At 66.3% G+C, this 23030-nt stretch carries 21 protein-coding genes and 1 riboswitch; of the genes, 15 read left to right on the top strand and 6 right to left on the bottom strand.

Features of this window, described 5'->3' with window-relative positions:
- Positions 1–138 precede the first annotated feature (138 nt).
- The 6 genes from E8M79_RS06330 to cobO all read left to right on the top strand — a co-directional run bounded on the left by E8M79_RS06330 (position 139) and on the right by cobO (position 8137).
- Positions 139–756 (top strand): hypothetical protein, encoded by a 618-nt coding sequence (locus E8M79_RS06330; protein WP_137151100.1) that lies wholly within the window; start codon positions 139–141, stop codon positions 754–756.
- A gap of 47 nt (positions 757–803) precedes the next feature.
- A riboswitch (cobalamin riboswitch) is annotated at positions 804–1016 on the top strand.
- Positions 1017–1053: 37 nt separating this feature from the next.
- Positions 1054–1242 (top strand): CbtB domain-containing protein, encoded by a 189-nt coding sequence (locus E8M79_RS06335; RefSeq protein ID WP_137151101.1) that lies wholly within the window; start codon positions 1054–1056, stop codon positions 1240–1242.
- A gap of 22 nt (positions 1243–1264) precedes the next feature.
- On the top strand, positions 1265–2011 hold the full coding sequence (locus E8M79_RS06340) for a CbtA family protein (RefSeq protein ID WP_171015755.1): 747 nt from the start codon (positions 1265–1267) through the stop codon (positions 2009–2011).
- Positions 2008–3066 carry a cobalamin biosynthesis protein CobW gene (cobW, locus tag E8M79_RS06345; protein ID WP_137151103.1) on the top strand — a complete coding sequence of 353 codons (1059 nt, stop codon included), beginning with the start codon at positions 2008–2010 and terminating at the stop codon, positions 3064–3066. The genes E8M79_RS06340 and cobW overlap by 4 nt, the downstream gene beginning before the upstream one ends.
- Before the next feature lie 20 nt (positions 3067–3086).
- Positions 3087–7490: a cobaltochelatase subunit CobN gene (cobN, locus tag E8M79_RS06350; RefSeq protein WP_137151104.1), complete on the top strand. Its 4404-nt coding sequence runs from the start codon at positions 3087–3089 to the stop codon at positions 7488–7490.
- Positions 7491–7528: 38 nt separating this feature from the next.
- Positions 7529–8137, top strand: coding sequence for a cob(I)yrinic acid a,c-diamide adenosyltransferase (gene cobO, locus E8M79_RS06355; protein WP_137153282.1), 609 nt, complete (start codon positions 7529–7531; stop codon positions 8135–8137).
- On the opposite strand, the gene E8M79_RS06360 is transcribed toward cobO, so the two are convergent.
- Positions 8134–8607 carry a hypothetical protein gene (locus E8M79_RS06360; protein ID WP_137151105.1) on the bottom strand — a complete coding sequence of 158 codons (474 nt, stop codon included), beginning with the start codon at positions 8605–8607 and terminating at the stop codon, positions 8134–8136. The two genes, cobO and E8M79_RS06360, sit on opposite strands and share 4 nt — an antisense overlap.
- A gap of 42 nt (positions 8608–8649) precedes the next feature.
- Positions 8650–9549: a cation diffusion facilitator family transporter gene (locus tag E8M79_RS06365; protein WP_137151106.1), complete on the bottom strand. Its 900-nt coding sequence runs from the start codon at positions 9547–9549 to the stop codon at positions 8650–8652.
- Between the two features lie 279 nt (positions 9550–9828).
- On the opposite strand from E8M79_RS06365, the gene E8M79_RS06370 reads away from it, so the two are divergent.
- The gene (locus E8M79_RS06370; RefSeq protein WP_171015756.1) at positions 9829–10275 is read left to right on the top strand and encodes a cobalamin biosynthesis protein; all 447 of its coding nucleotides are present in this window, start codon (positions 9829–9831) and stop codon (positions 10273–10275) included.
- Here E8M79_RS06370 and E8M79_RS06375 read toward each other — a convergent pair.
- Positions 10209–10937 (bottom strand): cobalt-precorrin-6A reductase, encoded by a 729-nt coding sequence (locus E8M79_RS06375; RefSeq protein ID WP_137151108.1) that lies wholly within the window; start codon positions 10935–10937, stop codon positions 10209–10211. The genes E8M79_RS06370 and E8M79_RS06375 overlap by 67 nt on opposite strands.
- A 107-nt stretch (positions 10938–11044) precedes the next feature.
- Here E8M79_RS06375 and cobA point away from each other — a divergent pair, with 107 nt between their 5' ends.
- The 4 genes from cobA to cbiB are packed head-to-tail and all read left to right on the top strand — an operon-like array spanning position 11045 to position 15602.
- On the top strand, positions 11045–11881 hold the full coding sequence (gene cobA, locus E8M79_RS06380; RefSeq protein ID WP_137151109.1) for a uroporphyrinogen-III C-methyltransferase: 837 nt from the start codon (positions 11045–11047) through the stop codon (positions 11879–11881).
- Positions 11874–13163, top strand: a complete 1290-nt coding sequence (locus E8M79_RS06385; RefSeq protein ID WP_248304921.1) for a cobyrinate a,c-diamide synthase — start codon at positions 11874–11876, stop codon at positions 13161–13163. Before cobA ends, E8M79_RS06385 begins: the two co-directional genes overlap by 8 nt.
- 7 nt (positions 13164–13170) lie before the next feature.
- Positions 13171–14637 carry a cobyric acid synthase gene (locus E8M79_RS06390; RefSeq protein WP_137151111.1) on the top strand — a complete coding sequence of 489 codons (1467 nt, stop codon included), beginning with the start codon at positions 13171–13173 and terminating at the stop codon, positions 14635–14637.
- On the top strand, positions 14634–15602 hold the full coding sequence (gene cbiB / locus E8M79_RS06395; RefSeq protein ID WP_171015757.1) for an adenosylcobinamide-phosphate synthase CbiB: 969 nt from the start codon (positions 14634–14636) through the stop codon (positions 15600–15602). The genes E8M79_RS06390 and cbiB overlap by 4 nt, the downstream gene beginning before the upstream one ends.
- Before the next feature lie 24 nt (positions 15603–15626).
- Here the strand turns inward: cbiB and cobU are convergent, their stop codons facing one another.
- A complete protein-coding gene (gene cobU, locus E8M79_RS06400; protein WP_137151112.1) occupies positions 15627–16163 on the bottom strand; it encodes a bifunctional adenosylcobinamide kinase/adenosylcobinamide-phosphate guanylyltransferase in 537 nt (178 codons plus the stop codon).
- Between the two features lie 208 nt (positions 16164–16371).
- Between cobU and E8M79_RS06405 the strand changes: the two genes are divergently transcribed.
- The 4 genes from E8M79_RS06405 (at position 16372) to edd (ending at position 21563) form a co-directional block, all read left to right on the top strand.
- Positions 16372–17310 carry a BadF/BadG/BcrA/BcrD ATPase family protein gene (locus E8M79_RS06405; protein WP_171015758.1) on the top strand — a complete coding sequence of 313 codons (939 nt, stop codon included), beginning with the start codon at positions 16372–16374 and terminating at the stop codon, positions 17308–17310.
- Between the two features lie 27 nt (positions 17311–17337).
- On the top strand, positions 17338–18819 hold the full coding sequence (zwf, locus tag E8M79_RS06410) for a glucose-6-phosphate dehydrogenase (RefSeq protein ID WP_137151114.1): 1482 nt from the start codon (positions 17338–17340) through the stop codon (positions 18817–18819).
- 164 nt (positions 18820–18983) lie between these two features.
- Positions 18984–19679: a 6-phosphogluconolactonase gene (gene pgl, locus E8M79_RS06415; protein WP_137151115.1), complete on the top strand. Its 696-nt coding sequence runs from the start codon at positions 18984–18986 to the stop codon at positions 19677–19679.
- A gap of 69 nt (positions 19680–19748) precedes the next feature.
- Complete coding sequence (gene edd / locus E8M79_RS06420) at positions 19749–21563, top strand: phosphogluconate dehydratase (RefSeq protein WP_137151116.1); 1815 nt, start codon at positions 19749–19751, stop codon at positions 21561–21563.
- A gap of 16 nt (positions 21564–21579) precedes the next feature.
- Here the strand turns inward: edd and E8M79_RS06425 are convergent, their stop codons facing one another.
- Positions 21580–21987, bottom strand: a complete 408-nt coding sequence (locus E8M79_RS06425; protein ID WP_137151117.1) for a hypothetical protein — start codon at positions 21985–21987, stop codon at positions 21580–21582.
- A 180-nt stretch (positions 21988–22167) separates the two neighbouring features.
- Positions 22168–22977, bottom strand: coding sequence for a GGDEF domain-containing protein (locus E8M79_RS06430; RefSeq protein WP_171015759.1), 810 nt, complete (start codon positions 22975–22977; stop codon positions 22168–22170).
- Between the last annotated feature and the right edge of the window lie 53 nt (positions 22978–23030).

Here is a 23030-nt window from a genome sequence, read left to right on the forward strand (position 1 = left end):
CCTTGCCGCCTGCAATAGCAGTGCGAGGCTCACGCCAATGTGCCGGGGAAGGCTCTGCGGGGCCGCGCGAGCCCGCTTGCCGGGTGGGGCGATTGGTGCCAGATTTCGCGCCATCCGCCGCCCTCAAGGACACAAAACATGCTCGCCCGTGCATCCCTGATTGCCCTCAGCGCCGCCCTGTTGGCCGGTCCGGCCCTGGCCGCGGAAACTGGCGGCTTTGCCTGCAGCGGCCCCTTTGGCCCCGACAGCTCCGAAGCGCTGCTCAAGACCACTTTTGGCGCCAACAATGTGGTGACGGGCGATGTGCCCGGACCCGAAGGCACCACCATGCTGGCCACGACGGTGTTTCCCAACGATCCCGCCAAGACCCTGCAGTTCGGCTGGTGGGACGAGGGCAAGCGCGAGGGCCTGAGCTATGTCGACCTGCCGCCCGGCATGGCCGGCCCGCATGGCGTTGAGATCGGCATGACGGTGGACGAGATCGCCGCCATCAACACCAAGCCCTATACCATCGGCGGCTTCTGGTGGGACTATGGCGGCTATGCCATGTTCGAGACGGGCGTTCTGGCCTCCAGCGACAGCGATTGCTACCTCTCGCTGCGCTTCAGCCCGGCCGACAAGGATTTTGGCGACATTGATCTGGCCCCAGTCTCGGGCGAGGTGATCATCCCCTCCACTGACCCTCTGCTGGCCAAGCTCGACACCCGCGTCACCATGGTCAGCGTCAGCTATCCCGGCCCTGAAGGCGACGACTGAGCCGGGCAACACCGGCCGATGGATTGACCCCAACCCGCCCAGCGCGTAGATGTCAAAGCTGTAACGGTTCCCCGCGCCCACAGCGGCTAGGGGATCAAAAGGGAACACGGTGCGGATTACCCATCAGGGGCCAAGACCGTGGCTGCCCCCGCAACTGTAAGCGGTGCACATTGCCCATGAGCCACTGGCGAAAGCCGGGAAGGCGGGCGAGGTGGTCATCACCGCGAGCCAGGAGACCTGCCGTTGCATGAGCCGGGCGCAGAGCCCATTGTCTATTCCGCGCACGGAGGGTGCAGCATGAATACCGCAACGACGACCGTTACCAATTCCGGTCTTTCCCTTTCTCTCTCGCAGCGTCTGATCGCTGGATCGCTGGCCCTGATGCTGGGCCTGACGCTTCTGGTGGGCACCGGCTTTGCCGGCGATTTCCGCCTGCACAATGGCGCCCACGACACGCGCCACGCCATGGGCTTCCCCTGCCACTAAGGCGGGTGACGAGAGACAAAAAATGATCCGCAATCTGTTCTTTGCTGCGCTGGTCGCAGCCTTTTGTGCTGGCCTGGTGGCCGCCACCATCCAGCAGTTCCGCGTCGTCCCGCTGATCCTGCATGCCGAGACCTTCGAGGGCGAGGCCGGGCACAGCCACGACGACGCCGCAACGGCTGACCATGCCCATGCCGAGGCAACCCCGGCTGCCCATGACCATGGCGACGCCGCGCAATGGGCCCCCGCCGACGGCTTGGAGCGCACGGCCTACACCACGCTGGCGACCGTGCTGGCCGCCGCCGGCTTTGCGCTGGTGATCGGCGCCGTCTCAATGTTTGCCAATATCCCGATCACCTTTGCCAATGGCTTTGTCTGGGGCCTGGCAGGCTATCTCGCCTTCGCCCTGGCGCCGGCCTTTGGCCTGCCGCCCGAACTGCCCGGCATGCCGGCAGGCGATCTCGCCGCGCGCCAGCTCTGGTGGGGGGCGACCGCGCTCTCGACCGCCGGCGCCTGCCTGCTGCTGGCCAAGACCCGCGCCGGCTGGGCCTTCGCTGTCGCCGCCGCGCTGGTGCTGGTGCCCCATATCGTGGGCGCGCCGCCGGCGCCCGAGGAGGCCAGCGCCGTGCCGGCCCATCTGGCCACCGAATTCGCCGCCGTCACCCTGGGCAGCTCCATGGTGTTCTGGCTGCTGCTCGGAACCATCTTCGGCAAGGTCAATGACGTCCTTGCCCACCGCAGTCTCGCCCAGCCCGCCGGAGCCACCGCATGACCACCAAGATCCCCACGACCGTCATCACTGGCTTTCTGGGTGCCGGCAAGACCACGCTGGTGCGCCACATGCTGGCCCATGCCCCCAAGGGCAAGCGCATCGCCCTGATCATCAACGAGTTCGGCGACCTGGGCGTCGACAAGGACATTCTGGCCGGTTGCGGCGACGAGACCTGCCGCGAAGAGGATATGGTCGAGCTGTCCAACGGCTGCATCTGCTGCACGGTGGCCGATGAATTCATCCCCACCATGCAGGCGCTGCTGGCCCGGCCGGACAAGTTTGACCACATCGTCATCGAGACGTCGGGTCTGGCGCTGCCGCAGCCGCTGATCCGCGCCTTCAACTGGCCCGAGATCAAGGCACAGGTGACCATTGATGGCGTTGTGACGGTTGCCGATGCCGCCGCCTTGGCCGAAGGCCGCTTCGCCAGCGACGAAGCCGCCGTCGATGCGCAGCGCCGCAAGGACGAAATGCTCGACCACGAGACGCCGCTCGGCGAACTGTTCGAGGATCAGCTGTCGGCCGCCGACATGGTGATCATCAACAAGACCGATCTGGTCGATGCCGCCATGCTCGACATTGTCGAGAAGAACATCCGTGCCGAACTCCGCCCCGGCGTCGGCATTGTTCGCGCCGCCAATGGCCATGTCGACATCGCCGCGCTGCTCGGCCTGGGCATGGGCAGCGAGGACGATATCGCCAACCGCCCCAGCCACCATGAGCTGGAGCATGGCGGGGAAACCCACGAGCACGACGACTTCGACAGCTTCTCGCTGCGCCTGCCGACCATCACAGGCAAGGATGAGCTGCTGGCCACCATCGAGCGGACCATCCGCGAGCACGATGTGCTGCGGCTCAAGGGTTTTGCCGCGGTGCCGGGCGCCGCAGCGCGCCTCGCCATCCAGGCCGTGGGTCCGCGGGTCACCGCCTATTTCGACCGGCCATGGCAGGCCGGCGAGGTCCGTGAAACCGCGCTGGTGGTGATCGGGGAAAGCCCGCTCGACCGCGTGGCGATCACCGCCAGCCTGCAACAGGCCGAGGCCAAGGCCGCCTAGCGGCGGTCAAAGGAAACGCCATGCACCTGCTGTCCGCCCAGGCCGGCGCCATCCAGCAGGAGGGCGAGGCGATCGATCTCAACCAGCGCCCCGGGGCGCTGGTGTTTGCCAGCTCTGCCGATAGCGAACTGTCCATGCTGGCCGGCGCCGCCGACCGGGCGGGCGAGACCGAGCTGCGCCTCGCCAATACGCTGCGCCTGTCCAACAATCTCTCGGTCGATCTCTGGCTGGAAAAGACTGTTGCGCAGGCCAAGCTGGTGGTGCTGCGGCTGATTGGCGGCGCGGCCTATTTCCAATATGGCGTCGATGAGCTGACGGCGCTCTGCGCCAATCGCCGCATTCCGCTGGTGCTGCTGCCCGGCGACGCCAATCCCGACCCGATCCTGATGGCGCGCTCCAGCGTCAGCCCGGCCGACTGGAGCCGGTTGCATGCGCTGTTCATCGCCGGCGGGCCGGACAATGCCGACACCATTCTCAAAGCCTTCGCGCGCCTGGCCGATGGGCAGGGGCTAGAGGACCTGCAGCCGCAGGCCTTCGCACGCTTCGGGCTCTGGTATCCCGGCCTGGGCGTGACCGATGCCGAGAGCATCAGGGCTGCGCTCTGCCTCCCCCATGGGCAGACGCCCGCGCATGTGCCCATTCTCTTCTACCGCGCGGCACTGGAAGGCGCGGGGACCGCGACAATTGAAGCGCTGATCTCGGGTCTGCTGGATCAGGGCCTGGCGCCGGTTCCTGTCCTCGTCTCCTCGCTCAAGGAGGGGGCCTGTGTGCGCTTCGTGCAGCAGGTGCTGGCGGCAGTGGCGCCGGCAGCCATCCTCAATCTCACCGGCTTTGCGCTGGGGATCGACGGGCTCGACGCCAAGGCCAATCCCTTTGCGGGCACGGACGCGCCGGTGATCCAGCTGATCCAGTCCGGCCGGTCCGCGGCGCAGTGGCAGGCCGACAGCCAGGGCCTGTCGTCCAAGGACATGGCGATGTTCCTGGTGATGCCGGAAGTGGACGGCCGCCTCGGTGGCCTCATCGTTGGCCACCGCGCCGACGCCGTTTGGCACGAGCGCTGCCAGGTGCCGCTGACGGCCTATGCGCCCGATGCTTCGGGCATTGCGCGGGCGGCGGCACTGGCCGCCAACTGGGCCCGCCTGCGCGCCACCCCGCGCGCCGAGCGGCGCATTGCGCTGGTGCTGGCCAATTACCCCATTCGCGACGGGCGCCTCGCCAATGGCGTGGGCTATGATGCGCCGGAATCCACGGTGCGCATGCTGCAGGCGCTGGGGCAGGCGGGGTATGATCTCGGGGCGGATTTTGGTGCGGGGACTGACCACTCGACCCCCACCCCCGGCCCCTCCCCTCAAGGGGGAGGGGAGAGCAATGCCTCCACCTTCGACGCCCCGCCGGTTCTTTCGCATCCCTCCCCCTTGAGGGGAGGGACAGAGGGAGGGGGTCCATCAGTGGACAACAGCACGACCCCCACCCCCAACCCCTCCCCTCAAGGGGGAGGGGAGGAAAGGCCACTGGCTTTTGGGAACGCTCGTACGGTTCAGGCCAAGAGCATAAGTCGGGCGCGCAGGCTACGCGCCGACCAGACCGTTCCTGAACGGGTGTTGTGGCCTCTCCTCAGAAGTTTCCGAGATAGGCAAGTCAAGTTTCGGCGTCAGGTTCCCATCGGGCCCTATATTGCCGACTTCGCCAGCCATCAGCCGCGTCTTGTCATAGAGCTGGACGGCGATACGCATGGCACTGAACAGGCCGAACGCCACGACGCAAAGCGGACCGCCTTCCTCAACAGCGTCGGCTATCAGGTGCTCCGCTTCACCAATGGTGACGTGGCCACAAACCAGGATGGTATCTGGGATACCATTGCTGCCGCCCTCGATGCGCCGTCGGCTTTCTCGCCTCCTTCCCCCTTGTGGGGAGGGATAGAGGGAGGGGGTCCTTCAGTGGATAACAGCACGACCCCCACCCCCGACCCCTCCCCTCAAGGGGGAGGGGAGGAAGAGCCTTTGGGTTTGACGGCGGCGGAACTGATTGATCGGCTGCAGGCGGGGCCGACCAATGCCGTGCCGGGACGGGGCGTCTCACCGGCGCTGCTGCCGTTGGCGCGCTATCGGGACCTGTTCGCGGCGCTGCCGGACAAGATCCAAGCCGAGGTGACGGCGCGTTGGGGTGACCCCGCCAGCGACCCCTTTATGCGCGGCGATGGCTTCCATCTGCCGGCGCTGCGCTTTGGCAATGTCACCGTGCTGCTGCAGCCGGCGCGCGGCTATCAGCTCGACGAAACGGCCAGCTATCACGATCCGGCGCTGGTGCCGCCGCACGCCTATCTCGCTGCGTATCTGTGGCTGCGCCACGACTTCGGCGCGCATGCGCTGATCCACAATGGCAAGCATGGCACGCTGGAATGGCTGCCGGGCAAGGCGACGGCGCTCGACGTCGCCAGCTATTCGGATGCGCTCTGGGGCCAGCTGCCGCATCTTTATCCCTTCATCGTCAACGACCCCGGCGAGGGCACGCAGGCCAAGCGGCGCAGCGGCGCCGTGATCATTGATCATCTGGTGCCGCCGCTGACGCGGGCGGAGACCTATGGGCCGCTGAAAGACCTCGAAGCGCTGCTCGACGAATACTACGCCGCCTCAGGCATGGACCGGCGCCGGCTGGCCGACCTCAAGCGCCGCATCCTCGATTTCACCCGGGACAGCCGGCTCGACCGCGACATCGGCCTGCCCGAGGACGAGACGCAGGCGCTGATCAAGATCGACAATTTCCTCTGCGACCTCAAGGAAGCCCAGATCCGCGACGGGCTGCATATCTTCGGGCAATCGCCGCAGGGCGATCTGCAGCGCGATCTCATCGTGGCGCTGGCCCGCGTGCCGCGCGGCGAGGGGGCTGGCGAGGCCTCGCTGATCCGCGCGCTGGCTGATGATCTCAAGCTGGGTTTCGACCCGCTGACGGCCAAGCTCGGTGAGCCCTGGACGGGGCCCGCGCTGGGCGCGGCGGTGACCCGCACGCTGGGCGATGTGGTGGAATATCTCGAGGCCAGGGCAGCCGAGCTGGTCGATGGCGCGCCGGTTCCGCCGGACTGGACGGCCACACGCGCTGTGATGGAAACGGTGGAGACGATCATCCGCCCGCGTCTGGCCGCTTCGGGCCCGGCCGAGGTGGCGGCGCTGCTTGATGGGCTGGACGGCAAGTTCATTGCGCCGGGGCCGTCGGGCGCCCCCTCGCGCGGGCGGCTCGACGTGCTGCCGACGGGGCGCAATTTCTATTCGGTCGACAATCGCGCTGTGCCCACGCCCACCGCCTGGCAGTTGGGGCAGAAATCGGCGGAGAGCCTCGTGCTGCGCCATCTGCAGGACCATGGCCAGCATCTGCGCGCGGTGGCGCTCTCGGTGTGGGGCACGGCCAATATGCGCACCGGCGGCGATGACATTGCCCAGGCGCTGGCGCTGATCGGCGCGCGGCCGACCTGGGACCCGGGCTCGCTGCGCGTCTCGGGCTATGAGATCATCCCGCTGGCAAAACTGGGCCGGCCGCGTGTCGACGTGACGCTGCGCATCTCGGGTTTTTTCCGCGACGCCTTTCCGGCGCAGATGGCGCTGTTCGACCGGGCGATCCGCGCCATCGGCGCGCTGGACGAGCCGGTGGACGACAATCCCATCGCCGCCCGCATGCGCAGCGATGCGCTGGGGCTGATGGCCGAGGGGCAGGACAAGGACGCAGCGGGGCTGGCGGCTGGGCATCGCATTTTCGGGTCCAAGCCGGGCAGCTATGGCACCGGGCTCAATGCGCTGATCGACAGCGGCGCCTGGTCATCCAAGGTCGATCTGGCCACCCAGACGTTGGATTGGGGCCAATATGCCTATGGCGCCAGGGCCAATGGCACGCCCGAACGCGCCCGCTTTGCTGCCCGGCTGTCGGACATCGATGCGGTGATCCACAACCAGGACAATCGCGAGCATGACCTGCTCGACAGTGACAATTACTACCAATTCGCCGGCGGGCTGTCGGTGGCAGCCGAGACGCTGACCGGGCGTCAGCCGGCGGCCTATCACAATGACCATTCGCGCCCGGAACGGCCGCTGATCAAGACGCTGGAGGAGGAGATCAGCCACGTCATGCGGTCGCGCGTGGTCAATCCGAAATGGCTCGATGGCGTCAAGCGCCACGGCTATCGCGGCGCCTTCGAGATCATCGCCACCGTGGACTTCATGTTTGCCTTTGCCGCCACCACCGGCGCGGTCAAGACGCATCACTTCGACCTGGCCTTCGAGGCCTTCATCGAGGACGAGGCGACGCGCGGCTTCATCCAGACCAGCAACGCCCATGGCTATGACGAGCTGATCGCCAAGTTCAACGACGCGCGCGAGCGCGGGCTGTGGACCCCCAGGTCCAATTCCGCCTATGCCTATCTCGAGGAGACACCATGACCGATCTGCCCGAAAAGCCCCTCAAGAAGACCGATCTGATGAGCGAGGCGGAGCGCGACGCCTACCATGCCGAAAAGATGAAGAAGAAGCGCGAGGCGCGGAACCGGATTCTCGCCACCAAGACGCAGGAAAAGGGCCTGCTGATCGTCCACACCGGCAAGGGCAAGGGCAAGTCGACGGCGGCCTTTGGCATGGTGTTCCGCGCGCTGGGCCATGGCTTCAAGGTGGGCGTGGTGCAGTTCGTCAAGGGCGTGTGGGACACCGGCGAGCGCGATGTGCTGCTCAAATTTCCCGAGCTGGTGACCATCAATGCCATGGGCGAGGGCTTCACCTGGGACGTCGCCGACCGCCAGCGCGACCTGGCGGCGGCGCGGCGGGCCTGGGACCAGGCCAAGAGCCTGATCATGGACCCCAGCTACAAGATGGTGCTGCTCGACGAGCTCAATATCTGCCTGCGCTATGACTATCTGCCGATCGATGAGGTGGTTGAGTTCCTCAAGAACAAGCCCGCCGATACCCATGTCATCGTCACCGGGCGCAATGCCAAGGACGAGCTGATCGAGATCGCCGATCTGGTCACCGAAATGACCGAGATCAAGCACCACTTCCGCGCCGGCGTGAAGGCGCAGAGCGGCATCGAATTTTAGCAGGCGCCGGCCTTGAGCGAGGCGACCATCTGTTCGACGGCGGGGTCCATCTCTGCCCGGTCGCGCTGGGAGTATTCCACGCGGAACGACGCGTAGCTGGTGCCGTCGCAGAGCAGGATCAGCCGCTGATAGAGGATGCGACCGCTTTGGGTGCCTGAGAAACTGGCCCAGCGCGGCGTGCTGGCCTGATAGGTCAGGTTCCAGCCGGCCTCTTCGGTATAGCCGATGGCCGCGGCGACTTCGCTTTCAAAGTCCGGCTCCATCAGATTGCCGCCCCAGACCAGCAGGTCGATGGGCTTGCCTTCAGTGGTGAAGGCCTGGCCGTCGCCGTTTTCGCTCTCGCCCTGTCCGGCAAAGCCGGGCGGAATATCGATGCCAAAGCCGAAGCGGGCATTGTCATAATGCAGCCAGCCCTGGGCGAAGGCCGGGGCGGTGAACAGGGCAAAGAGGATGAGGACGATTGTGCGCATGCCGGCAAGTCTGCCAGCGCCGACCGTCTGAGGCAAGGCGCCTCAGACCACCACGATACCGGCGTGTTTGGCCTTTTCCTCGGGCTCGACATGGATGGTGATCTGCACCTCGCGCACCGCTTCGCGCAGCTTGGCCTCGATGTCGTCGCAGATGGCATGGGCGGCATCCACCGTCATCGAGCCGGGCACCACCAGATGGAAATCGATGAAGGTCATGCGGCCCGCCTGGCGGGTGCGGATGTCATGCGCCTCGATGGCGCCCTCGGCATTGGTCGCGATCACCTCGCGAATGGTCGCCTGAATATCCTTGGGCACGGCGACATCCATCAGCCCGCCAACGCTGTCGCGGATGACGCTCCAGCCCGACCACAGGATATTGAGCGCGACCAGGCCCGCCAGGATCGAATCGAGCGGCGCCCAGCCGGTGAGATAGACCAGCGCCAGGCCGACCAGCACGCCAGCGGTCGAGACCACATCGGTCATCAGATGCTTGCCATCGGCCTCCAGCGACACCGAGCGCACGCGCCGGCCATAGCGGATCAGCACCAGCGCCCAGACCACATTGATGGCCGTGGCCACCACGCTGATAGCCATGCCCTGGATGGGCGCATCGGGCAGCTCGGGCGCTATAAAGCCCAGCACCGCCTCGCGCACGATCAGGATGGCCGCCACGATGATCATGACGCCCACGATGACGGCCGAAAAATACTCCGCCTTGTGATAGCCATAGGGCAGGGCGGCATCGGCCGGCTTCTGCGCCAGCCAGACCGCCACCAGCGCCACCAGGGCCGTCACCACATTGACGATCGATTCCAGCGCGTCCGAATAGAGCGCCACCGAGCCGGTGATGCGCCAGGCCAGCACCTTGAGGCCCAGCACAACCAGGCCCACAACCAGACTGACTGCGGCAACAGTCAGCGTCCGTTTTGCGGTGGTGGTCATGCGCAGGTCCTGCCTTGGTGTAAACCAAGCCCATAGCCGCCGAGGCGGCGTGCGACAAGTCCTTGAATTTGCAAATCATTTTCAGAAGCATTCTTATCTGCAGCGCGTGCGGGCCAACCCATTGATTGACCAAGGGCTTCTGTCCCCCTAGAACCGGTTATGCGCAGAGTTCCCACGAAGGAACTGAAACAGAATTCGGTGCGGTCGACCCAAATCGGGGACCAACTCCGGAGCTGCAACGGTCTTGAGCGAACCTGCCTCTTTGTCGAAGAGGCGATGATGACGGCTTTTTTCGCGGCAATGCCGCACCACACGGACAGGATCGTGGCCGGAATCGGCTTTGCTTCGGCTGTCCGCAGCGACGAGCTGGTGGCGCTGGTCACGGCGTGCCTTGTCGAAGCCGGTATCGCACCCGAGCAACTGATTGCCATTGCCACCCATGTCCGCAAGCAGGGCGCGTCCCAACTGGCGGCGCTGGCCACGCATTTTGACGTGCCGCTGCGTCTGCTGACCGATGACGATCTGTCGGGCAATGTGCCTGGCGTCGCGGAAGCCGTGGCCGCCGAGGCGGGTGCCGTTCTGCTGCCCAAGCGCAAATCGGCCCTGGCCACCTGCGCCCTGGCAATCTGCGCGCCGGACTTTGTGGTGAGCGGTTTCGGTCAGCCCGCTTCGCTCAGCCGCGTCACGGCGGCGTCGACGCTATCGACTTCGATCGCCGGGCCATAGACAGGGCGCGCAATCATGATGACCTTGACCCCCAGCCGCATGGCCGCGTCCAGCTTTGCCGCCGTCTGCCCGCCACCGGAATTCTTGGTGACCAGATGAGTGATTCTCTCGCCATCCATCAGCGCGATCTCGTCGGCCAGCCCATAGGGCGGGCGGCTCTGCAGCAGGCGCGCATGCGCCGGAATGGCCATGGCCGGCGTTTCGATCAGCCGCACCACGAACTGGCAATCCCTACGCTCGAGGAATTGCTCGAGCCCGGCATGGCCGGTGGTGAGCAGCACCCGGGCGCCCGGCGGCAGGCAGGCGGCCGCCTCGCTGGTTGTTTCCACATGGGTCCAATTGGCGCCGTCCGCCGGCGTCCAGGCGGGCCGCAGGATGCGCAGCAGCGGCACGCCGGTTTCGCGCGACGCCGCCACGGCATTGAGCGAAATCTGCCCGGCATAGGGATGGGTGGCATCGACCAGCCAATCGACCGCACCGGCCCGCAGGGCTGCGGCGAGCCCGGCCACGCCGCCGAAGCCACCGATGCGCACGGCGCCCGGCGGCAGCAGCGGCGCCTGGGTGCGCCCGGCCAGGGATGTGGTGACGGCGTGGCCGAGGGCCACCAGACGTTCAGCGAGGTCGCGGGCTTCCGCCGTGCCGCCCAGGATCAGGATGTTCATCGTCGCAACGGGCCTCCCCGCGCGAACTGTGCCCGTTCGGGCCGGGGCTCACAAGCGCGCAATGGTCGCGGTCTCCGGCGCGCCGCTAGCCTCTCGGGGATGCGCTGATGTTTGGCTGGATCCGCAAGCCGCGCCAAAAGGGCCATTTCGCCGCGCTCGACCATGCCGATTTTCCGCGGCTCGAGCCCGGCACCGTCTGGCTGGTGGGGGCTGGGCCGGGGGGCCCGGGCCTTGTCTCGCTGCTGGCCTTTTCCGGCATCGGCCAGGCCGATGTGATCGTGCATGACGCGCTGGTCTCGTCCGATTTGCTGGCCATGGCGCCGCCCCATGTCGAGCGTATCTTTGCCGGCAAGCGCGGCGGCAAGCCCTCGCCCAAGCAGGCCGATATCTCCCTGCAACTGATCGCCCTGGCCAAGGCTGGCAAGCGCGTGCTGCGCCTCAAGGGCGGCGACCCCTATATGTTCGGCCGCGGCGGCGAAGAGGCCGGTGCGCTGCACCGCGCCGGGATAAAATTCCGCATCGTGCCGGGCATTTCCTCCGGGCTGGGCGGGCTCGCCTATGCCGGCATTCCCATCACCCATCGCGACACCAACCACGCCGTGATGTTCCTCACCGGGCATGATGAATCCGGCGCCGTGCCGCAGGGCGTCGACTGGCCGGCGGTGGCCCAGGCCGCGCCGGTGCTGGTGATGTTCATGGCCGTCAAGCATCTGGGCGCCATTGCCGGCCGGTTGCTGGCCGCAGGGCGGGACCCGAATGAACGCCTCGCGATCGTCTCCCATGCCGCCAGCCCGCAGCAGAACGTCATCGAGACGACGCTGGGCGAAGCCGAAGCGCTGACCGATGTGCCAACCCCGGCCATTGTGGTGCTGGGGCCGGTCAGCGCCTATCGCGAGAGCCTCGACTGGTATGTCGGGCAGGCCCGGGAGCATGTGTTTGGCTAAGGGTCTGGTTATCGGTGCACCACGCTCGGGCTCGGGCAAGACGGTCATTACCCTGGGCCTGCTCGCAGCCCTGCGCCGTCGTGGCGTGGTTGTGGCGCCGGCCAAGACCGGGCCGGACTATATCGACCCGGCGTTTCTCGGCCGTGCCGCATTGCGCGAGGCGGTCAATCTTGACCCCTGGTCGATGGCGCCCGCCCGCCTGCACCAACTGGCGGCGACCCAGGCAACGGGCGCCGACCTGCTGCTGATCGAGGGCGTGATGGGCCTGTTTGACGGCGCAGCGGACGGGCAGGGCTCGACCGCCGATCTCGCTGAACTGCTGGGCCTGCCGGTGGTGCTGGTGGTCGATGCCGATCGGCAGAGCCAATCCATCGCGCCGCTGGTGGCCGGCTTTGCCCATTGGCGCGCCGGGGTGCGCGTGGCCGGCGTCATTCTCAATCGCGTGGCCTCGGCCAAGCATGAGCGCATGCTGGTCGATGCGCTGGCGGCCACCGGCATTGCCTGCCTGGGCGCCATTCCGCGCAATGCTGGCCTTGTGGTGCCCGAGCGGCATCTGGGCCTGGTGCTGCCCGGCGAAGTGGGGGCCTTCGAGGCTTTTCTCGAACAGGCGGCGGGCGCCATGGGCGATTTCATCGATCTTGAGGCGCTCTTGGCCCTCGCCATGCCGCTGGGCGACAGCGCCGCTGGCCCAGCGCCACTGGCGCCGCTGGGCCAGCATATCGCCATCGCCCGCGACGACGCTTTTGCCTTTGCCTATCCGCATCTGCTCGACGGCTGGCGGGCCATGGGCGCGCAGGTGACGCCGTTCTCGCCGCTGCGCGACGAGGCGCCGGACGCCAGCGCCGATGCCGTGTTCCTGCCCGGCGGCTATCCGGAACTGCATGGCGCAACGCTGGCCAATGCCAATGCGTTCAAGACCGGGCTGCTGGCGGCGCGGGAGCGTGGCGCGCTGATCTATGGCGAATGCGGGGGCTTCATGGTGCTGGGCGAGGCGCTGGTCGACAAGGCCGGGGAGAGCCACCCCATGACCGGGCTGTTGCCGCTGACTACCCGCATCGACCGGCCCAAGCGCGTACTCGGCTACCGCCGGCTGCTGCAGGCGGGCGATCTGCCCTGGCCGGCGCGGCTCAATGGCCATGAGTTCCATTATTCCTCGGCGCGGCAGAGCCGGCTCGAACCGCTGTTTGCCGCCACCGATGCGCGGGGCGAGGCGCTGCCGGACATGGGCGCGGTGATCGGGCGGGTCATGGGGTCTTACGCCCATGTGATCGATGCGGCATAAGCAGGCCATGACGCGCGCATTGATGTTCATGGGCACCGGATCGGACGTGGGCAAATCCCTGCTGGTGGCGGGGCTGTGCCGGGCGCTGGCCAATCGCGGGCTGCGCGTGGCGCCCTTTAAGCCGCAGAACATGAGCAACAACGCCGCCGTGACGGCCGATGGCGGCGAGATCGGGCGGGCCCAGGCGCTGCAGGCGCGGGCGGCGCGGCGTGCGCCGGTGACGGCGATGAACCCCGTGCTGCTCAAGCCCGAGCTGGAAACCGGCTCGCAGGTGGTGGTGCGCGGCCAGCGCCGCGCCTCGATGAGTGCGCGCAGCTATTGGGCCGAACGTGGCCAGCTCATGCCCGAAGTCTTGGCCGCGTTCCGCGAGCTGGCAGAAGAGGTCGACGTGGTGCTGGTCGAGGGCGCCGGCAGCGCCTCCGAGGTCAATCTGCGCCGCAATGATATTGCCAATTTCGGCTTTGCCCAGGCCGCGGGCGTGCCGGTGGTGCTGGTGGGCGATATTGAGCGCGGCGGGGTGATTGCGTCTATTGCCGGAACGTTCGCTGTGATCGACCCAGCCGATGCCGCGCTGATCCGGGCGAGTCTCATCAACAAATTCCAGGGTGATCCGACCCTGTTTGCCGATGGTATTGCCTTTCTGGCGCAGCGCACCGGCGTGCCGTGCCTGGGGCCGGTGCCGTGGTTTGCCGATGCGGCGCGCCTGCCGGCCGAGGATGTGCTGGGGCTCAAGGGCAGTATCGGCCCCAGGGACGGCGGCTATGTCATTGCCGTGCCGCAACTGCCGCGCATCGCCAATTTCGACGATCTCGATCCGCTGCGCGCCGAACCGGGCGTCACGGTGATGCTGGTTCAGCCCGGCGAGGCCCTGCCGCGCCAGGCCGATCTCATCATCCTGCCCGGCTCCAAGGCGACGCGCGGTGACCTAGCCGCGCTGCGCGCCAATGGCTGGGACATCGATATCGCCGCTCATCACCGCGCCGGTGGCCAGGTGCTGGGGATCTGCGGCGGCTACCAGATGCTGGGCAAGTCCATCGCCGACCCCGAGGGAATCGAAGGCGCGCCCGGCGTGTCGAAGGGCCTGGGCCTGCTCGATGTTGCGACGGTGCTGACGCCGGTCAAGCAATTGCGCGTCGAAGCGGCGACGCACGCCGCGACGGGCACGGCGATCAGCGGCTATCACATGCATATGGGCGTGACCGAGGGACCCGATCGCCAGCGGCCCTTTGCCCATGTGTCAGAGCTGCCCGAGGGCGCGATCAGCGCCGATGGACGCGTAGCGGGCACGTATTTGCACGGGCTGTTCGCCGCCGATGGCTTCCGCCGCGCCCTCTTGGGCAATGTCGCCAGCCCCGATCTGGCTTATGAGGCTGGCATCGAGGCGGTGCTCGACGCGCTGGCCGCCCATCTCGAGACCCATCTTGATATCGATGCCCTGCTGGGGCTCGCCGAACCGGTGAGGCTGCACCCATGACTGCGCTGATTGCGCCCTTCGCCCTGCTGCTCGAACGTCTGCTGGGCTATTCGCCGCGGCTGGTCGCGGCCATTGGTCATCCGGTGATGTGGTTCGGCAAGGTGATCGACTATCTCGAGACCCGTCTCAATACACCGACGCGCACACCGCAGCAGCGGCGCCAGGCCGGCATTGTCGCCCATGGCCTGCTGCTGGCGCTGGTGCTGGTGGTGAGCGTGATCGTGCAGCAGGCGGTGCGGGCCTTTCCGGGCGGGATTGTCTTTGAAATCCTGCTGGCGACGCCCTTCCTCGCGCAGAAAGAATTGGGCCGGGCCGTGCAGGCAGTGGCGCTGGCCCTGCGGACCTCGCTGGACGCGGGGCGCGAGGCGGTGAGCCATATCGTGGGGCGCGATACGCAGGCGCTGGACGAAGCCGGCGTTTCCCGCGCCGCCATCGAGACGCTGGCCGAGAGCACCTGCGACGGCGTGGTCGCGCCCTGGTTCTGGCTGGTGATCTTCGGCCTTCCGGGCATCGCGCTCTACAAGGCCATCAACACCGCCGATTCCATGATTGGCCATCGCAACGAGCGCTATATCGACTATGGCTGGGCGGCGGCAAAGCTCGATGACCTCGCCAACTGGATCCCGGCGCGGCTCAGTGCCGTTTTGATCACGGCGGCCTGTTTCATCACGCCCCATGCCAGCCCGTCGGGCGCCTGGGCCATGGCGCGCCGCGACGCGCGCAAGCATGCCTCGCCCAATTCCGGCTGGCCGGAAGCCAGCTTTGCCGGGGCACTGGGCTTTCGTCTGGGTGGACCGCGCAGCTATGCCGGCGAGATGATCGATCTCCCCAGCTTTGGCGACGGCAAGTCGGTACTGGCCGGCAGCGACATCCTGCGCGCGCTGGTGCTGTATCGGGCAACGCTCAATGTGCTGCTCGGCGTCAGCGTGCTGCTGGCGCTCCTGCTGTGGCGCGCCGGTTCGTGAGGGGCGGGGTGATGGTCACCCAGATCAGGCCTGGTGCAGACGCCGTTCGCCCTTGAGCGTCATGGGCAGGCCCGCGACGACGAAATAGACATCGTCGCACAGCTCGGCGAGGCGCTGATGCGCGCTGCCGGCCAGGTCCCGGAAGGTGCGGGCCATGGCATTGTCGGGCACGATGCCCAGGCCCACCTCATTGCTGACCAGGATGATGCGGCAATCCCTGATCTCGCCCAGCGTGGCGCCCAACACCTCGACATGGTCGGCCACATCATGATTGCCGATGAGCAGATTGGTGATCCACAGCGTCAGGCAATCGACCAGGATCACATCATGGTGTGGGGCGGCCTTGATGAGGGCACGCGAGAGTTCGAGCGGCTCCTCGATGGTGGCAAAGCGCCCGGCGCGGCCGGCCTTGTGGCTGGCGACACGGTCGCGCATCTCGGCGTCGAGCGCCTCGGCGGTGGCCAGATAGGCTGGCCTCTCGCCGCTGCGCAGCGCCAGATTCTCGGCAAAAGCCGTCTTTCCCGACCGGGCACCGCCCAGCACCAGCACGTGTCGCACCATGATCTGATCCCTCTTCGATTGGCCGCAGGACAGGGCCCGCCGTCCCTGTGATGTGCCTGTTGTGCAGCAAGCAGGCAAGCCATGCAAACCTGCCCCTTGGCATGGACATTTTGTGGCTTATCCTACTTTCGTCTTATCGGCTTTCGCACTATGGTCCGCCGCAAAACCAGCTCCTAGAATCCTTGTTTCCGATCCGGAGAATCCGAGCGTGACCAGATACTACCTTGGCGTTGATGGCGGTGGCACCAATTGCCGCGTTCGTCTGGCCGATGAAAATCTCAAAACGCTCGCTGAAGTTCGCAACGGCCGCTCCAATCTGCAGATCGATGCCGGTGAGCCCGCCTACAAGGCGATCTCGGACGGCACGCGCGATGTGTTCAAGGAAGCCGGGCTCGATTTCGCTGAAACCGCCAATACCTATGCCTGCTTCGGCATGGCCGGCGGCCGCATGGATACCGCCCGCGACGCCTTTGCCGCGCGCGACTGGCCCTTTGCCGGGGTCAAGGTCTATGACGACATCGATATTGCCCATGCCGGCGCGCTGGGCGGCGGAGAGGGCGGCGTCATCATCGTTGGCACCGGCTCGGCCGCCATGTCCATCGTCGATGGCAAGCGCCACCAGGCCGGCGGCTGGGGCTTTCCCACCGGCGACCAGATGAGCGGCGCGATCCTCGGCCGTGAACTGATGCGTTATTCGGTCGAGGCCGAAGACGGGCTGGTCGAAGCCTCGCCGCTGACCAAGGCCGTGATCGCCAAGCTGGGCGGCAACAACCAGGCCGTGATGGCCTGGGCCTTTGCCACGGGCCTCAACCTGACCATCCTCAGCGACGATGGCAGCGAGGGCTGCGATGATGCCCTGATCGGCCGCGCCCCGGCCGAGTTCGGCAAGCTGATGCCGCTGTTCATCGAATATCTCGAAAAGGGCGACCCGGTCGCCGACAAGATGCTGGCCATCGAACTGGGCTATGTCGATACCTATGCCCGCTGGTTCAAGGCGCATGGCGCCAAGGTCATGGCCGTTGTCGGCGGCTTTGGCGAACGCCTGTTCCCCATTCTGCAGCAGCACTACGGTGACTTTGTTGCTTTGCCCAAATTCGAACCCCTGCATGGCGCGGTGATCCTCGCCAAGCAGAACTTCTCCGCCTGAACCCCGCTTCAAACAGGGACTTGCCCCGTGTCCAGCCGTATCATTCCCGTCCAGCCCTTTGACTATGTGGTGTTCGGCGCCACTGGCGACCTGACCAAGCGCAAGCTGATCCCGGCTCTGTATCACCGCTTCAAGGACGGCCAGTTCGACGAGAACAGCCGCATCATCGGCGCCTCGCGCTCCAAGCTGACCTCGGCCGACTTCCAGAAGACGGCGCGCGACGCCATCACGGCCTTTGTCGAAAAGCAGTATCAGGACGAGGCGGTGATCGAGCGCTTTGTCAAGATCTTCAGCTATGTGCCGGTCGATGCCAGCAACCCCGAAGGCTCGGGCGATCTGGGCAAGGCGCTGCGCGACGATCCCAAGATCGTGCGCGCCTTCTACCTGGCCGTGGCGCCCGACCTGTTCGAGCCCATCGCCGAATATCTGCACAAAAAGAAGCTCTACCGTCGCGATGCCCGCGTGGTGATCGAAAAGCCGCTCGGCCATGACCTGGCGTCGTCGATGGAAATCAACGATGGGGTGGCCAAGATCTTCAAGGAAGATCAGGTCTATCGCATCGACCATTACCTGGGCAAAGAGACGGTGCAGAACCTCTTGGCCCTGCGCTTTGCCAATACGCTGTTCGAGCCAATCTGGAACAGCGCCCATATCGACCATGTGCAGCTGACCGTGGCCGAGAGCGTCGGCGCCGGCACGCGCGGCTATTACGACGAATCCGGTGCGCTGCGCGACATGATCCAGAACCACATGCTGCAGCTGCTGTGCCTGGTGGCCATGGAGCCCCCGGCCAGCGACGACGCCAATGCCCTGCGCGACGAAAAGCTCAAGGTGCTGCGCTCCCTCAAGCCGATCAGCAATGGCGATGTGTCCAAGAACACCGTGCGCGGCCAGTACAAGGGCGTCAGCTCGGAAACCACGTCGGTGGCCAGCTATCAGGACGAGCTGCCCGAGGACAAAAAGGGCAGCCGCACTGAGACCTTCGTGGCCCTCAAGGCCGAGGTCGAGAACTGGCGCTGGGCCGGCGTGCCGTTCTACTTCCGCACCGGCAAGCGCATGGCCAGCCGCGTCTCGGAAATCTGCATCCAGTTCAAGCCCATTCCGCACTCGATCTTTGACCATGCCGAAGGCGCGCCCAAGGCCAACAAGCTGGTGATCCGCCTGCAGCCCGACGAAGGCGTCAAGCTGCTGATGATGATCAAGGACCCCGGTCCGGGCGGCATGCGCCTGCGCGAAGTGCCGCTCAACCTCAGCTTTGCCCAGGCCTTCTCCGAGCGCACGCCGGAAGCCTATGAGCGCCTGCTGATGGACGTGATCCGTGGCAGCCAGACGCTGTTCATGCGCCGCGACGAGCTGGAAGCAGCCTGGATGTGGGTCGACCCCATCCGCCAGGCCTGGGACCGCTCGAGCGAACCGCCGCAGGGCTATACCGCCGGCACCTGGGGCCCCAGCGGCTCGATCGCCCTGATCGAACGCGACGGCCGCACCTGGTATGAGGACGACAACTAGGGCCTTGCCCTCCCCCTTGAGGGGAAGGTAGCGACGCTGGGCCCAAAGGCCCTGGCAAAGTTGGGGAGGGGCATCCCGTGACACACGGAGCGCCCCTCACTCGGTCCCGCCCCGCAAGGGGGAGGGAAGAGAAAGAACCGCCCAGGCGGCAAGAGGACTGAAGCATGACCATCGAGCGCCGCAGCTTTGCCGACAAGCCAACCCTGGCCAAGGAACTGGCCGAGGCCGTTGCCGACCGCATCCGCCATGCGATCGAGACCCGGGGCGAAGCCGCCATTGCCGTCAGCGGTGGCTCGACGCCGGCGCGTTTTTTCCAGTCCCTGGGCAAGACCAAGGATATCGACTGGTCCAAGGTCATCGTGACGCTGGTGGACGAGCGCTGGGTCGACGAGACCAGCGACCGCTCCAACGCCATGCTGGTCAATGAAAAGATGCTGCAGGGTCCGGCGGCCATTGCCCGCTTCTTCCCGCTCTATTCGGGCGGCGATGAGCCCGATGCTGCCGGCGTCGCGCGCACCAATGCCGCGCTTGCCGAGCTGCCGCGCCCCTTTGCCGCCGTCGTGCTGGGCATGGGCAGCGATGGCCATACCGCTTCGTTCTTTCCCGGTGGCGACACGCTGGCCCAGGCCCTGACGGCCGAGGGGCCGACGCTGGCCATCCGCGCGCCGGGCGCAGGCGAACCGCGCATCACTTTTACCCTTCCGCGCCTCCTCCAGGCGGATGGGCTATACCTTCACATCGAAGGGGAGGAAAAGGCCGCCGTGCTCGACACCGCACTGGGTGAGGGTCCCACCGAGGACATGCCCATTCGTGCCGTCCTGCGGTCCGGCCACGCCGTGAACGTCTACTGGTGCCCCTAAGTCCCCTCGGCGGTCCCCAATTGACCGCCCTGGCCACGAAGGGCTCCAGGCTGAACAAGGAGCTCGCCTATGTCTGTTCGTCAGGCCATTCAGGATGTCACCGACCGCATTGCGGCCCGTAGCCGCGACAGCCGTCGTGACTATCTCAACCGTCTGGACGGTGCGCGCGAAGCCGGCGTGAACCGGGCCGTGCTGTCATGCGGCAATCTCGCCCATGCCTTTGCCGCCTGCTCGCCCGCCGAAAAGGCCGCCCTGGCCGGCAACAAGACGCTGAACCTGGGCATTATCACCAGCTACAACGACATGCTGAGCGCCCATCAGCCCTATCAATTCTATCCCGACATCATCAAGCAGGCGGCCCGCGAGATCGGCGCCACCGCCCAGGTCGCCGGCGGCGTGCCAGCGATGTGCGACGGCGTCACCCAGGGCCAGCCGGGCATGGATCTCAGCCTGTTCAGCCGCGACGTGATCGCCATGGCGACAGCCATTTCGCTCAGCCACAACATGTTCGATGCCGCGGTCTATCTGGGCATCTGCGACAAGATCGTGCCAGGCCTGCTGATCGGCGCGCTGACCTTTGGCCATCTGCCGGCCGTGTTCGTGCCCGCAGGGCCCATGCCTTCGGGCATCCCCAATGACGAAAAGTCCAAGGTCCGCCAGCTCTATATGGAGGGCAAGGTCGGCCGCGCGGAACTGCTCGAAGCCGAATCCAAATCCTATCACTCGGCCGGCACCTGCACCTTCTACGGCACCGCCAATTCCAACCAGATGCTCATGGAAATCATGGGCCTGCATCTGCCGGGCGCCAGCTTCGTCAATCCCGGCACGCCGCTGCGCGATGCGCTGACGCGCGAGGCCACGGTGCGCGCGCTGTCGCTGACCGCGCTGGGCAACAACTACACGCCGGTCGGCCATGTCATCGACGAAAAGTCGATCGTCAATGGCCTCGTCGGCCTGCATGCCACGGGCGGCTCGACCAACCACACCATGCACCTGATTGCCATCGCCGCCGCAGCCGGGCTGCAGGTGACCTGGGACGATATGAGCGATCTCAGCGATGCGACCCCGCTGCTGGCCCGCGTCTATCCCAATGGCGTGGCCGATGTGAACCATTTCCACGCCGCTGGCGGCATGGGCTTCCTCATCCAGGAACTGCTTGAGAGCGGCCATCTGCACGAAGACGTCAAGACCGTCTGGGGCGATGGCCTGTCCAACTACACCGTCGAGGCCAAGCTGATCGACGAGAAGCTGGCCTATGAGGCCTCGCCCAAGGAATCGGCCCTGCCCAAGGTGCTGACCAAGGTGGCAACGCCCTTCCAGGAAACCGGCGGCCTCAAGCTGCTGAGCGGCAATCTCGGCCGCTCGGTGATCAAGGTCTCGGCCGTCAAGCCCGAGCACCGCGTCATCGAAGCCCCGGCCAAGGTGTTCCATGGCCAGGAAGGCCTGCAGGCGGCCTTCAAGGCGGGCGAATTGACCGGCGACATGATCGCCGTGGTGCGCTTCTCGGGCCCGCGCGCCCTGGGCATGCCCGAGCTGCACAAGCTGACCCCGGCGCTGGGCGTGCTGCAGGATCGCGGCTTCAAGGTGGCGCTGCTCACCGACGGCCGCATGTCGGGCGCCTCGGGCAAGGTGCCTGCCGCCATCCACATGACCCCCGAGGCCGTCGACGGCGGCCCGATCAGCAAGATCCGCGATGGAGACATGATCCGTCTCGATGCCAACCTGGGCACGCTGACCTTTTTGGGCGACGAGAAAGAATTCTTCTCCCGCACCCCGGCCACCGAGGACCTGCGCAGCCAGCATTTCGGCATGGGCCGCGAGCTCTTCGCTGGCTTCCGGAGCCTGGTGGGCGTGGCGGACCGCGGCGCGAGCGTGTTTCAGTAGGGCACGACAGGCCTGGTCAGGGCATAGGCCCAGCCAGGCATCGCCCCTTGGCGGCCAGCGCAACCGGCGCGCTGTCGGCAGCTACCCAGCGCGGCAGGGCCCGGCCATAAACCGCCCTGTCCGCCGGCGTCAGCCGGGCGACCACATGGTCGGCGATCGCATCGAGGTCAGAGCACCCCGCCGCGATGGCCACCTGCAGATGCAGCGCGGCCTTGAGCAGGTTGCCGTCGGTCTCGCCCATCTCCTGCAAGAGCACCGCCAGCAGCGCCGAGGCGCGGCGGTCTCCCGCCAGAGCCGAGCGCTCCAGCGCCTTGAGGCTCGCAGCGCTACCGAGCGGCTCCCTGATGCCGCCTGCCGGCAGCGGCCCCAGAGTATCCGGGGCAGCTAGACGGCCCGACTGCGCGGCTGCACAATCAATGATCAATAGACTACAGCTGATAACAAGCAGGCAGATGCGCATGTTTGTTCCTCATTTGTTCAGAGGAACATTGCATGAACGAATACTGTGAGTCGAGACCGATTCGTGCGCCATTCGACTGGGCCAGACGCGGGTGCGATGCCAAGTTGTTGTCGGCGGGAGTGTCCTGCTGGCGCGCGGAAGAGCTCAGGCGGCGGCCGCCACGCAGATCTGGTTGCGCCCGTCGCGCTTGGCGGCATAGAGGGCCTCATCGGCGGCCCTGAGCATGGCTTCAGCGGAACCTGCGCGCAGCGAAGACACGCCCAGGCTGGCCGTCACCACCAGATTGTCACCGTTTGGCAGGTTCAGGGCCGATCCGGCGATTTTTGCACGCATCGCTTCGGCCAGGCTGGCGGCATCGGCGTCGTCGCAGCCGGGCGCAATTACCACGAACTCCTCACCGCCATAGCGGATGACCGTGTCGCTGGACCGGACCGAGGCCATGATCATGGCACAGACATGCCGCAGCACCTTGTCGCCAACATCGTGCCCATAGGTGTCGTTGACATGCTTGAAGTGATCAAGGTCGATCATCACCGTCGAAAGCGGCGTCTTTAGGCGGGTCGCACGTCGGACTTCCTCGTCCAGCTTGCTCTCGAGATAGCGCCGATTGTACGAGCCGGTCAGCGGGTCTTCGATGGCATCCCGCTCGAGCTTGGCAATGCGGACAATATCGGTCGTGGTCATCAGGGACAGCTTGGTCACCGCAAGGGCGAAGACGCCGCCCAGCAGCAGCATCAACGCCACCAGTTCATTGGCCACCAGCGACTGCTCGCCCCAAAGCACGATCAGGGCGCCATAGCCGACCATAAAGGTCGCAATCACGCCGCCCAGCCAGAACCAATAGCGGCGCAGCGCGCTGGACTGGGTCAGCAGGCCGAGGATGGACCGAACGGTTAGCAGAGCAGCCGCGAGCAGGCCAATACCGACGACAAGCAAGACATCATCGACGTACATCAGCGGCGTCTCAGAAAGTTCTGTTTTCATACCAGTGAGATAGCTAACTTGCC

The sequence above is a fragment of the Devosia sp. FKR38 genome (assembly GCF_005222805.1).
Classification (GTDB): domain Bacteria; phylum Pseudomonadota; class Alphaproteobacteria; order Rhizobiales; family Devosiaceae; genus Devosia.